Source organism: Streptomyces sp. NPDC001393 (genome assembly GCF_053597455.1).
Genome location: NZ_JBSFIH010000029.1, coordinates 47740 through 59279 on the forward strand (window position 1 = coordinate 47740; position 11540 = coordinate 59279).

The window sequence follows — 11540 nt, forward strand, 5'->3', positions numbered from 1 at the left end:
CAAGCACAACTTACAGATGGGGTCTTTCGCCGGCCACTCAATTAACAGACGCCGTCAACGGTCCACCCACCGGTCGGGCCGGGCGACGCCCCGAACGCGTGGATTACGCTCTGTCCCATGGCCGACGCACCGTACAAGCTGATCCTCCTCCGCCACGGCGAGAGCGAGTGGAACGCGAAGAACCTGTTCACCGGCTGGGTGGACGTCAACCTCAACGAGAAGGGCGAGAAGGAGGCAGTCCGCGGTGGCGAGCTCCTGAAGGACGCCGACCTCCTGCCCGACGTGGTCCACACGTCCCTCCAGAAGCGCGCGATCCGCACGGCCCAGCTGGCCCTCGAGGCCGCGGACCGCCACTGGATCCCGGTCCACCGCAGCTGGCGCCTGAACGAGCGCCACTACGGCGCCCTCCAGGGCAAGGACAAGGCGGCCACGCTGGCCGAGTTCGGCGAGGAGCAGTTCATGCTCTGGCGCCGCTCCTACGACACCCCGCCGCCCCCGCTCGCGGACGACTCCGAGTTCTCCCAGGCGCACGACGCCCGCTACGCGACCATCCCGCCGGAGCTGCGCCCCAACACGGAGTGCCTGAAGGACGTCGTCGTCCGGATGCTCCCCTACTGGTACGACGGCATCGTCCCCGACCTCCTGGCCGGCCGCACGGTCCTGGTCGCGGCCCACGGCAACTCGCTGCGCGCCCTGGTCAAGCACCTGGACGGCATCTCCGACGCCGACATCGCGGGCCTGAACATCCCGACGGGCATCCCGCTCGTCTACGAACTCGACGCCGACTTCAAGCCGGTCACCCCCGGCGGCACATACCTCGACCCCGAGGCGGCCGCAGCGGCGATCGAGGCGGTCAAGAACCAGGGCAAGAAGAAGTAGATTACGTGTTCATGCCCCTGAGCTGCGCAGATGGCGCGGCTCAGGGGCATTTTCACGGGGCAGCGCTGGCCGATCCCCTCCGGTCCGAACGTTGTTGACGCGCACGAGCCCCACAGCACGACCAGGCCCCAGACGATGTGGGCGGCACCCAGACCCCGGAGTGCGCCCCCGACGGTCCTGGAACGACGGGGAACAGCGGGGACTGGCCACGCGCGCGGCAGGGTTGCTACACCGCCCCGCCGCAGGTCGACGGGTGCCGGCGCGGCTGGAAATGATCGTAAGATCTGCTCGCGCTCGTGATGGCACGGCGCGAAGCGGGAGGGGACTCGTGAAGCTCTTCAGGTGGGGAATCGCGGCTGCGGCGACGGGAATGAGCGTGGTGGCCCTGCTGCCCGGCACAGCTCAAGCCGCGCCGACGGCATCCCTCAGTGTTAAGCCGACCTGTGCGTTTGGCGAGATCACCGGTTCGGGCAACGGGTCCGATGAGCCGATCTCCACGAAGGCCGGGCAGAACCTGGTCACCTACACCACCGTGCGCAACGCCAAGCCGGCGCCGCTGTCGGGAGTGCTCTTCGACTACGAGATGGCGGCGCCCAGCAGCCACAAGGGCGCGGCACCAACCGTCTGGTGGAAGTACAACGGCGGGTCGTGGCACCACATGATCATGACCTGGTATCCGGCGACGAAGGCGTCTACCGCACTGTGGGTGGGCGGTGATGCCGTCCTCGGCAACCTTCCCGGCAACACCACCCGCAAGTTGGAGATGACCGTCGACTACCCGTCGGGCGCCACGCGGGGCTTCTACCCGGGGACCCTTATGGCGGGAGCGAAGACGTGCGGACATCAGTTGCTGGGAGCGATCCCGGTGACCACGGCGTACGAACCACGGTAGTGCCGAGCGCTCACCCGAGTTGCTTCGGGACGAAGAGGTCGGGGAGGGAGGGGCAGGGGCGTGGAGAAGTCCGAGGCGAAGCTGCTGCTGGAACGGGCTCGCGAGATGTGGGATGCGAAGGAGTGGCTGCGTTCCGCCGAGCTGTACGAGCAGATCCTTGCTCACTACCCGGACGAGGGCCCCAGCGCGGCGTGGTGGTACGACGCAGCACTGGCGTACAAGTTTCTGCGTAACTGGGCAAAGGCCTACGAACTCGGCCGTGAGGCTGCCGCCCGCTCGCCGCGTGGCGAGCAGGACCCGGCGTTCTGGAACCTGGGGGTCGCTGCAACAATCCAGCGTGACTGGGCGACCGCCCGTGACGCTTGGGAGGGCTTCGGGATCCCGATGCCGGCGGGCGAGGGGGAGATCAACGGCGCCTTTGGCCCGGCGTGCGTGCGACTGGACACGGGTGGCGAGCGCGAGGTGGTCTGGATCCAGCGACTCTGCCCGACGCGAGGACGCGTGATGAACGTCCCTGCCACGAAAGGCCGTCGCTTCGGCGAGATCGTCGTGCACGATGGGGAGCCGACTGGCGAGCGGACGTACAACGGCCAGAGCGTTGCTGTCTTCGACGAATTGCTGCTCTTCGAGCCCTCTTCGCTGCCGACGCTGCATGCGACCGTAAACGCAGCGGATGCATCCGACGTCGATGCCTTGGTGGCTTCATTCTTCGCGCAGGACTTCGGCGCCGAGCCGGCGAGCAGCTTCCACATGCTGTGCGCATGCTGCAGCGAGGGCCGGATCGACTGGGATGAGGCCGGCGTGCCGACACACGGCGGCTCACAGACTGTCTGGCTGGCCGCCCCTGAGACCGAGGCCCGGCGGCTACTGGATGCGTGGGCGGCGGGCGGCGAACGCAGCTGGAATGGACTGGAGCTGTTTGGTTGAGCCCGCGATCATGTCCCTGACCTGCGTTTTTCGGCGCAGGTCAGGGGCATTTTGCTTGGGTGCTCAGCTGCTGGTCGGTGTCACGGTCTCGCCGCCTCCGGTGGTGGCGCCACCGGTCCCCGGTGCGGTGGGCGCTCCGGTGTTCGCGCCTCCGGTCTCGGTTGCGGTGGGCGCTCCGGTCTGCGTGGCGCCGCCGGTCGGCGACCCGGTGCTCGGCGGGCTGGTGGTCGCACCACCGGTGGTCGGTGCGGTGGTCGGCGCCCCGGTGGTCGGGCTTGTGGTGGGGCTCGTCGTGGGGCTCGTCGTGGGTGGGGTCGGGGTCGGCTTCGGGGAGGTCGTGGTCGGTGCCGGCGACGTCGTGATCGGCTTCGGCAGCGACGGTACGACGATGACGGCCGGGGGATTCTTCGGTGTGGGAACCTCCACCAGGATGATCACGATGACGTCGCGGCCGTTGTGGTGCTCGTGCCGCTTCTTGACCTGGTAGCAGACGATCTTCTTCGGATTCTTTTGCGTCCGGTAGCACTTGATGACCTTGGCCGTGGGCGCGGGAGAGGGTGCCTTCGACGTCGCACCGGCGTCGGTTGTCGAAATGCCCCAGGCACCGGCCGCCAGGCAGGAGGAGGCCGTCGCCGCGACACAGATCTTCCTGAGTTTGTTGTCCATAGTCCCAAACCCTGGTGTCGTTTCACACGGACGTACTCGAGGATCGCTGCCGGTCCGCGGAAGCTCCAGAGGCAGAATCACCCAGCCGGTGTGGGGAGAACTACCCCTCCTCGGCGGGCTCCACGGCCGCCATTCCCCGCCTGAGCGCGAGACGCGTGAGATCGGCCCGGCGGCGGTACCCGGTCTTGCTGCTCAGCCGGTCCAGATGGGAATGCACGGTGTGCTGGCTGATATTCAATTCGGCGGCGATTTCGCGGTCCGTGGCACCGTTCGCGACGAGTCGGAGAATCTGCTGTTCCCGGTCGGTGATACGGGGCGGATTCTTGTGCACATCGAGGTCGCCGAAAAAGCTGGTGGAGAAATAGCTGCGGCCGGAGGCGACGGTACGCAGCGCGGTCAGCAGCTCCTTCTCGCCCGCCCACTGATTCACATATCCCCGGGCCCCGGCCTCGATCAGCAGCACGAGGTCGGTCTGCGTCGCGGCGGCCGACAGCACGACCACCCGGCGGCCTTTCCGGTGCAGCCGGGCCACCAGGTCGCAGACCTCACGGACCGGGACGCGCAGATTGAGCAGGACCACGTCCGCCTCGCCGACCTCGTGCGGCGCCGCGCCGTTCCTGCCCGCCGAGAGCAGCCGCTGCAGCTCCGGCGCGCTGTCGACGACGCGGATCAGGCCGTGCAGGAGGAGGGGGCAGTCGGAGACGACCGCCACATGCGTTGGTTCTCGGGCCATAGTCCTCCCAGCATCCCGGGCCGGGACCGGCCCCGCCCGCCGGACTGGACCAACCGGAGGCCGCCGATGTGAAAGGCCGATGTGAAAGGCCGGTGTGAATCGCGTCCACACCGGCCCTACGACGTCGTACGGCTCCTCAGCCGCACTGGCAGGGGGCGCCCGACTGGCACCCGCAACCGCAGCCGGAGCCGCAGCCGCACGCGCCGATCAACGGAAGGCTCCTGGTCTCGGCGGGCTGGTCGCTCTCGCGCTCCTGCGTGGGGTCGGGCGTGGTGCTGGGGGATTCGGCCATGGGTCCCTCCTAGACGCTGGGGCAGGGGTGCCCTCGCCTATTTCATGCCCGGATGCCTGGGCGCATCAACGGCGCACGGAGGCGCCCACGCGCCCCCGAAACCACCCTGCAGCCCCTGCGCAAGCCCCGACACGACTGGCAAGCCCCGACACCACCTGGCAAGCCTCTGCAAGCACCGCGGGCGGCCGCGCGAGGGCCGCCCCTCAGTGGCACCCGGTGGGGGCCGGCAGACGCCGGCGAGCGACCGGGACCCCGCCCGGCGCCGGCGCCGGAGCAGCCCTGGAGCCGAGGCTCGGCGAAACCCGCCCGCGCGCCCCGGAGGGTTACGCGCCCTCGACCCCGGTCACCGGCTGGATATCCGGCTGGAGCTCGTCCGCGTGCTCGCCCGTGACCAGGTAGACGACGCGCTTGGCGACGGCCACGGCGTGGTCGGCGTACCGCTCGTAGTACCGGCCCAGCAGGGTGACGTCCACCGCCGTCTCGATGCCGTGCTTCCAGCGCTCGTCGATCAGGTGCTGGAACAGCGTGCGGTGCAGCAGGTCCATCTCGTCGTCGTCCTGCTCCAGCTGCAGCGCGAGGTCGACGTCCTTGGTGATGATCACCTCGGCCGCCTTCGCCATCAGGCGCTGCGCGAGCTGGCCCATCTCCAGGATCGTGGCGTGCAGGTCGCGCGGCACCGCGCGCTCGGGGAAGCGCAGCCGGGCCAGCTTCGCCACGTGCTGGGCGAGGTCGCCGGACCGCTCCAGGTCGGCGGACATGCGCAGCGAGGTGACGACGATCCGCAGGTCGGTCGCCACCGGCTGCTGCCGGGCGAGCAGGGCTATGGCCCGGGCCTCCAGGTCGTGCTGGAGCTCGTCGACCTTCTGGTCGGCCTCGATCACGCTCTCGGCCAGCTTGAGGTCGGCGTCCAGCATGGCGGTCGTGGCGCGCCCGATCGCCGACCCGACCAGCCGGGCCATCTCCACCAGACCGTCGCCGATCGAGTCAAGTTCCTCGTGGTACGCGTCCCGCATCAGGGTTCCCTCTCATAGGTGTGCTTGGTCCCCACGCTCCCACGTTCTGCCCCGCACGCGTCCGTTTCCGCCACCCCAAATGAACCAACACTGGCTCCAAGGTGAACTCTGGGCGACGAGTGTCCGAGGTCCCACCTCGACGGCTGTGGTCATGTCGTAGGCCCTGCTTAACCTGGATGCATGGACGTGAACGCGGCGGTCGCCGCAGCGGCAGCGATCGCCGGGGTGCTCACCGGTGTCATCGCCATGCTGGCGTTCCGTTGGAGCGAACGCGACCAGAAGCGACCTACCAGGACTTCTTTGCACACCGATCCCGTACTCCCGCCGGGCGTGGACACCGTACTGTCCGTGCTCCGTTCCTCGGCCGTCGTCCTCGACGAGGCAGACGCCGTGGTCAAGGCCAGCTCCGCCGCCTACGCCCTCGGGCTGGTCCGCGGCGGCAAGCTCGCCATCGAGCCCATGCTGCAGATGGCCCGGGACACCAGACGCGACGGAGAGATACGGCAGGTCGAGCTGGACCTGCCCCGGCGCGGCACCGGACGCGGCGAGGCCCTCGCCGTCTCCGCGCGCGTGGCCCCGCTCGGCTCCCGCCTGGTCCTGCTGCTGGTCGAGGACCTGACCGAGGCCAGGAGGATCGAGGCCGTACGACGCGACTTCGTGGCGAACGTCAGCCATGAGCTGAAGACGCCCGTCGGTGCGCTCTCCCTCCTGTCCGAGGCGGTCATGGACGCCTCCGACGACCCCGAGGCCGTGCAGCGCTTCGCGGGCCGCATGCAGATCGAGGCGACCCGGCTGACCAACCTGGTCCAGGAGCTGATCGACCTCTCCCGGGTGCAGAACGACGACCCGCTGGAGGACGCCGAGCCCGTCCGCGTGGACGAGCTGGTCGCCGAGGCCATGGACCGCTGCCGCCACCAGGCCGGCACCAAGCAGATCACCATGGCCGCGGGCGGCACCGCCGACCTGCACGTCTGGGGCAACCGCGGCCAGCTCGCGGCGGCCCTCGGCAACCTGGTCGAGAACGCCGTGAACTACTCCCCGGCCCGCACCCGCGTCGGCATCGCCGCCCGCCGGGTCAACGCACCCGGTGGCGACATGATCGAGCTCGCCGTGACGGACCAGGGCATCGGCATCTCCGACAAGGACAAGGAGCGCATCTTCGAGCGCTTCTACCGCGTGGACCCGGCCCGCTCGCGGGCCACCGGCGGCACCGGTCTGGGTCTCGCGATCGTCAAGCACGTGGTCGCCTCGCACGGCGGGGAGGTCACGGTGTGGAGCGCCGAAGGCCAGGGCTCCACGTTCACCCTCAGGCTGCCGGAGGCGGGTGCGGCCCGCGACCGTGCACAACAGCACCCCGACCTCGACGAAGAAGACGAGGACGGCGGCGCCCCCGAGTCATCCCCGTACGAACCGCTTCCCGCCCCGGAGGTCCTTCCGTGACCCGAGTGCTCGTCGTCGAGGACGAGGAGTCCTTCTCCGACGCCCTGTCGTACATGCTCCGCAAGGAGGGCTTCGAGGTCGCCGTGGCGGCGACCGGCCCCGACGGACTCGACGAGTTCGAGCGCAACGGCGCCGACCTCGTCCTCCTCGACCTGATGCTGCCGGGGCTGCCCGGCACGGAGGTGTGCCGCCAGCTGCGCGGCCGCTCCAACGTCCCCGTGATCATGGTGACGGCCAAGGACAGCGAGATCGACAAGGTCGTCGGCCTGGAGATAGGAGCCGACGACTACGTCACCAAGCCCTTCTCCTCCCGCGAGCTGGTCGCCCGCATCCGCGCGGTGCTGCGCCGCCGCGGCGAGCCGGAGGAGGTCGCCCCGGCCGCGCTGGAGGCGGGCCCGGTCCGCATGGACGTCGACCGCCACGTGGTCACCGTCTCCGGCTCCAAGGTCGACCTCCCCCTGAAGGAGTTCGACCTGCTGGAGATGCTCCTGCGCAACGCGGGCCGCGTCCTGACCCGCATGCAGCTGATCGACCGCGTCTGGGGCGCCGACTACGTGGGCGACACCAAGACCCTCGACGTCCACGTCAAGCGCCTCCGCGCCAAGATCGAACCGGACCCGGGCGCCCCGCGTTACCTGGTGACGGTGCGAGGTCTGGGCTACAAGTTCGAGCCGTAAGCCGCAAAGCCGTAAGCCGTACGCGGAGGCGTAGTCGTACGCAGCGGTCCACCGGCCGTACGACGAAGGGCGGCACCCCCCTGCTGGGGTGCCGCCCTCGTGCGTGCGGCGGCTCAGCGGCTCGTGCTCAGTGGCCGGCGGTCGACGGGGAGGCGGAGTTGCCCGGGGTCGCGCCCGTGCCGGTCGTCGCGGTGTTGCTCGCGGTCGCCGACGGGCTGGCCTTGCCGTGCTTGTGCGGCTTGGCGCTGCCGGAGGCGGTGGCGCCCGGGGCCGGGGAGGTCGTCGCCGGGACGGACGGGATCTGGCTCGGGCCCCACTTGTCGAAGTAGCTGGTGGCCGGCACTACGAAGGCGCGCAGGCTCACGGCACCGGTCTTGCTGAAGGTGAAGGTGATCGGCTGGGCGTTGCCGTCCTGGACGGACGCGCGGCCGCTGGGGATCTCGGCGGAGCCGTTGCCCTGGCCGCCGAGGATCAGGGAGCCGTGCGCCGGGACGGTCAGGCTGCCGCCCTTGGCCGGGGTCAGCTTCACGGTCTCGGTGCTGCCCTGGATGGTGATCGACTGCAGCGTCTCGTCCGTGCTGCCCTGGTTGAACAGGGTCGCGGAGACCACCGCCGGACCCGTCGACTTCAGGTCGGGCTGGGTGATGACCAGGGCGTTCTGGACCTTGATGTTGCCAACCGTGGTCGCCGCGTTGTCCGGCTTGACCTCCAGGGTCTGCGAACCGTTGCCGGCACCACAGGCGGCGAGCGAGGCGATCGAGAAGACGATGGCGGAGGCGGCGAGGGCGCCGCGTCGAAGGCTGCTGCTCACGGCGGCGGCAACTCCTTGAACGCGCGGGCGGCTCCCCTTATAAAGCCACCCTAAGTGTCTGTCAGCGGCCTTAGGTTACCGAGCCGTTCCTGGGCCATCGCACCCGACCCTCCCCAAGCGCCCTGCTTCCCTCCGGCTGGGGGTACCGCTCGCCCTTCGTCACTCCTGTCACATGTGACTCTCCGGTCACTTTGCCGGGCGCTCGTCCGCCATTCACATAAGCGCTCGCAAAATTTCCGTGAAGGAATGCGCGACCCTCTCGGCGACCTCCCGATGACCGCCTCGATATTGATCACGCGACACCCCTCCCGGCAGCCGTTGATCAATTCCGGAATCGGCCCGGATCGGTCCCGGCACACCGAACGGAGTAGCGGAAGTCGTACGCTTGGAGGCGGACAAATCGGGACGTTCATCCACTTGGAGACGGCTCGCGGAGTGTGTAACGTACGCGTTTCACCCCGCCCGAAGAGCCCCTCCGACCTGCGAATTCCCGCTTCCGCGGGCCCCTCGCAGCACGTTCCTGTCGCAGTTGTCAAGCCCCGAGATATGCCCTGACCTGCGAAAACGCCATTCAGAAGACGCCGTATCCGTGTTACCCTGGATAGCCACGGAAGGGGTACCTGTCACATGACGTTCAAGGTTGGCGACACCGTGGTCTATCCCCATCACGGGGCCGCGCTGATCGAGGCCATCGAAACTCGCCAGATCAAAGGCGTGGACAAGACCTACTTGGTGCTGAAGGTCGCCCAGGGTGACCTGACGGTACGTGTGCCAGCGGACAATGCTGAGTTCGTGGGCGTGCGTGATGTGGTCGGTCAGGACGGGCTGGACCGGGTCTTCGAGGTGCTGCGCGCGCCGTACGCCGAGGAGCCCACGAACTGGTCGCGTCGTTACAAGGCAAACCTGGAGAAGCTCGCCTCCGGCGATGTCATCAAGGTCGCGGAAGTCGTGCGTGACCTGTGGCGTCGCGAGCGCGAGCGAGGGCTCTCCGCCGGTGAGAAGCGCATGCTCGCCAAGGCCCGCCAGATCCTGGTGAGCGAGCTGGCTCTCGCGGAGAACACGAACGAGGACAAGGCCGAGGCCCTGCTCGACGAGGTGCTCGCCTCCTGACGCGCCACGGCGGCGAACCCTCGCTTCCGACACGCTCAGCACGTTCAGCACAGTGAAATGCCGCGGTGCCCGATGACACGGACCATGTCGCCGGGCGCTGCGGCATGTTCATACCCGCATACCCGCAGGGCCCCGCAAAGGGTGTTCCTCGGTGAAACCGGTGGATCGGCCCCCCGATACTTGATGTGCCGGGCCCGGGCGGATGGCTCGACCAGGGTCACGGAAAGGGTCCGGTCAAGGCGTCGCGCCCGGCACTCCTCCAGGCCATACCCACCTAGGTCGAGCACACAAACCTGACAGGAACCGATGTCTGACGAATCGCGCCCTTCGCCCGCGCTGACCCCCGTCGCCGCCGTGATTCCCGCCGCCGGCCGGGGCGTGCGCCTCGGTCCGGGCGCCCCCAAGGCACTCCGCGCGCTGAACGGCACGCCCATGCTCATCCACGCGGTCCGCGCGCTCGCCGCGTCCCGCCATGTCTCCCTGGTGATCGTCGTCGCCCCGCCGGACGGCGCCGCCGAGGTCAAGTCCCTGCTCGACGCGCACGCCCTGCCCGAGCGCACCGACTTCCTGGTCGTCCCCGGCGGGGACAGCCGCCAGGAATCGGTCGGTCTCGGCCTCGGCGCGCTTCCCCCCGAGTACGGCATCGTCCTCGTCCACGACGCGGCCCGCCCGCTCGTCCCGGTCGACACGGTCGACGCCGTCATCGAGGCCGTACGCGCGGGCGCCCCCGCCGTCGTCCCCGCGATCGGGCTCGCCGACACCGTCAAGGAGGTCGAGCCCGCGGCCGCCCCCGGCGACCCGGAGCCGGTGGTGGCCACCCCGGAGCGCGCCCGCCTGCGCGCCGTCCAGACGCCCCAGGGCTTCGACCGGGCGACCCTGATCCGCGCCCACGAGACCGTCAGCGACGACGTCACGGACGACGCGAGCATGGTCGAACAGCTAGGCCTGCCCGTCGTGACCGTCGCCGGGCACGAGGAGGCCTTCAAGGTCACCCGCCCCCTCGACCTGGTCCTCGCCGAGGCGGTCCTGGCCCGCAGGAGGCTGAACGATGGCTTCTGAGCAGCCGCTGATCCTCCCCCAGGTGGGCATCGGCACCGACATCCACGCCTTCGAGGAGGGCCGCGAGCTGTGGTGCGCGGGCCTGAAATGGGAGGGCGAGGGGACCGGCCTGGCCGGCCACTCCGACGCGGACGTCGTCGCCCACGCCGCCTGCAACGCCCTCTTCTCCGCCGCGGGCCTCGGTGACCTGGGCCGGCACTTCGGCACCGGCCGCCCCGAGTGGTCCGGCGCCTCGGGCGTGACGCTCCTGACGGAGGCGGCCCGGATCGTCCGCGAGGCCGGCTTCACCATCGGCAACATCGCCGTCCAGGTGGTCGGCCCCCGCCCGAAGATCGGCAAGCGCCGGGACGAGGCCCAGAAGATCCTCTCCGAGGCGGTCGGCGCGCCCGTCTCCGTCTCCGGCGCCACGACGGACGGCCTCGGCTTCCCGGGCCGGGAGGAGGGCCTGATGGCGATCGCGACGGCGCTGGTGGTCCGTACCGCCTGAGTCCGGCGCGGGGATTCCCGTGGTGCGGGTGAGCGGAGAGCGTGCGAGGGTACCCGGAGAGTCACCGCCGACTTAAGGAGGCACCCATGCCCGCCACCCTGCCCGACCGGCTCAAGTCCCTGCTCGACGGTCCCGTATTCATCGTGGTCGGCACGATCCAGCCCGACGGCCGCCCGCAGATGTCCCCGGTGTGGGTGAAGCGGGACGGTGACCAGATCCTGTTCTCCACGACCGTCGACCGCCGCAAGAAGAAGAACCTCGACCGCGACCCCCGGGTCAGCGTCGTCGTCCAGGACCCCGAGATGCCGTACGTCTACGCCGAGATCCGGGGCACCGCGGAGCTCGGCACGCAGGGCGCCAAGGAACTGATCGACGAACTGTCCCTGAAGTACACCGGCAAGCAGTACGCGGAGTTCAACCCCGCCTCGGTCAACGACGCCGACCGTGTGATCGTGAGGGTCACCCCGGAGAGGGTCGTCGGGATGTTCTGAGAGCGCGTCGTCCGGTGTGGTCCGGGTGGTTGGGGTTGGTGGGCTGGGCTGGGTGTGTGGTGT

General features: G+C 69.6%; 14 protein-coding genes. 9 read left to right on the plus strand and 5 right to left on the minus strand.

The annotated features are described in order from the left end of the window. Positions 1 to 117 precede the first annotated feature (117 nt). The 3 genes from ACWC2T_RS27535 (at position 118) to ACWC2T_RS27545 (ending at position 2698) form a co-directional block, all read left to right on the plus strand. The gene (locus ACWC2T_RS27535; protein WP_351213773.1) at positions 118 to 879 is read left to right on the plus strand and encodes a phosphoglyceromutase; all 762 of its coding nucleotides are present in this window, start codon (positions 118 to 120) and stop codon (positions 877 to 879) included. A gap of 328 nt (positions 880 to 1207) precedes the next feature. Beyond that, on the plus strand, positions 1208 to 1771 hold the full coding sequence (locus tag ACWC2T_RS27540; protein ID WP_450673043.1) for a hypothetical protein: 564 nt from the start codon (positions 1208 to 1210) through the stop codon (positions 1769 to 1771). Between the two features lie 60 nt (positions 1772 to 1831). Next, on the plus strand, positions 1832 to 2698 hold the full coding sequence (locus tag ACWC2T_RS27545) for a tetratricopeptide repeat protein (RefSeq protein WP_450673044.1): 867 nt from the start codon (positions 1832 to 1834) through the stop codon (positions 2696 to 2698). Positions 2699 to 2761: 63 nt separating this feature from the next. Here ACWC2T_RS27545 and ACWC2T_RS27550 read toward each other — a convergent pair whose 3' ends face one another. From ACWC2T_RS27550 to phoU, 4 genes are all read right to left on the minus strand, one after another. Next, positions 2762 to 3364 (minus strand): hypothetical protein, encoded by a 603-nt coding sequence (locus tag ACWC2T_RS27550; RefSeq protein ID WP_450673045.1) that lies wholly within the window; start codon positions 3362 to 3364, stop codon positions 2762 to 2764. Between the two features lie 100 nt (positions 3365 to 3464). Beyond that, positions 3465 to 4097, minus strand: coding sequence for a LuxR C-terminal-related transcriptional regulator (locus ACWC2T_RS27555; RefSeq protein WP_450673046.1), 633 nt, complete (start codon positions 4095 to 4097; stop codon positions 3465 to 3467). Between the two features lie 136 nt (positions 4098 to 4233). Next, a complete protein-coding gene (locus tag ACWC2T_RS27560; protein ID WP_351213795.1) occupies positions 4234 to 4389 on the minus strand; it encodes a hypothetical protein in 156 nt (51 codons plus the stop codon). Between the two features lie 323 nt (positions 4390 to 4712). Next, positions 4713 to 5402: a phosphate signaling complex protein PhoU gene (gene phoU / locus ACWC2T_RS27565; protein ID WP_153543386.1), complete on the minus strand. Its 690-nt coding sequence runs from the start codon at positions 5400 to 5402 to the stop codon at positions 4713 to 4715. A 180-nt stretch (positions 5403 to 5582) separates the two neighbouring features. Between phoU and ACWC2T_RS27570 the strand changes: the two genes are divergently transcribed. Further along, positions 5583 to 6842 carry a sensor histidine kinase gene (locus ACWC2T_RS27570; RefSeq protein ID WP_450673047.1) on the plus strand — a complete coding sequence of 420 codons (1260 nt, stop codon included), beginning with the start codon at positions 5583 to 5585 and terminating at the stop codon, positions 6840 to 6842. Continuing rightward, entirely contained in the window at positions 6839 to 7519 is a 681-nt protein-coding gene (locus ACWC2T_RS27575) for a response regulator transcription factor (protein WP_076087010.1), read from the plus strand. Before ACWC2T_RS27570 ends, ACWC2T_RS27575 begins: the two co-directional genes overlap by 4 nt. A 127-nt stretch (positions 7520 to 7646) precedes the next feature. Here ACWC2T_RS27575 and ACWC2T_RS27580 read toward each other — a convergent pair whose 3' ends face one another. Continuing rightward, entirely contained in the window at positions 7647 to 8330 is a 684-nt protein-coding gene (locus ACWC2T_RS27580) for a DUF461 domain-containing protein (RefSeq protein WP_450673048.1), read from the minus strand. Between the two features lie 627 nt (positions 8331 to 8957). Here ACWC2T_RS27580 and ACWC2T_RS27585 point away from each other — a divergent pair. The 4 genes from ACWC2T_RS27585 (at position 8958) to ACWC2T_RS27600 (ending at position 11477) form a co-directional block, all read left to right on the plus strand. Next, positions 8958 to 9440 carry a CarD family transcriptional regulator gene (locus ACWC2T_RS27585; RefSeq protein WP_003953493.1) on the plus strand — a complete coding sequence of 161 codons (483 nt, stop codon included), beginning with the start codon at positions 8958 to 8960 and terminating at the stop codon, positions 9438 to 9440. Positions 9441 to 9746: 306 nt separating this feature from the next. Then, on the plus strand, positions 9747 to 10499 hold the full coding sequence (gene ispD, locus ACWC2T_RS27590; RefSeq protein WP_450673049.1) for a 2-C-methyl-D-erythritol 4-phosphate cytidylyltransferase: 753 nt from the start codon (positions 9747 to 9749) through the stop codon (positions 10497 to 10499). Further along, the gene (gene ispF, locus ACWC2T_RS27595; protein ID WP_450673050.1) at positions 10489 to 10986 is read left to right on the plus strand and encodes a 2-C-methyl-D-erythritol 2,4-cyclodiphosphate synthase; all 498 of its coding nucleotides are present in this window, start codon (positions 10489 to 10491) and stop codon (positions 10984 to 10986) included. Before ispD ends, ispF begins: the two co-directional genes overlap by 11 nt. A gap of 86 nt (positions 10987 to 11072) precedes the next feature. Continuing rightward, positions 11073 to 11477 carry a PPOX class F420-dependent oxidoreductase gene (locus tag ACWC2T_RS27600; RefSeq protein ID WP_450673051.1) on the plus strand — a complete coding sequence of 135 codons (405 nt, stop codon included), beginning with the start codon at positions 11073 to 11075 and terminating at the stop codon, positions 11475 to 11477. Positions 11478 to 11540: the final 63 nt, after the last annotated feature.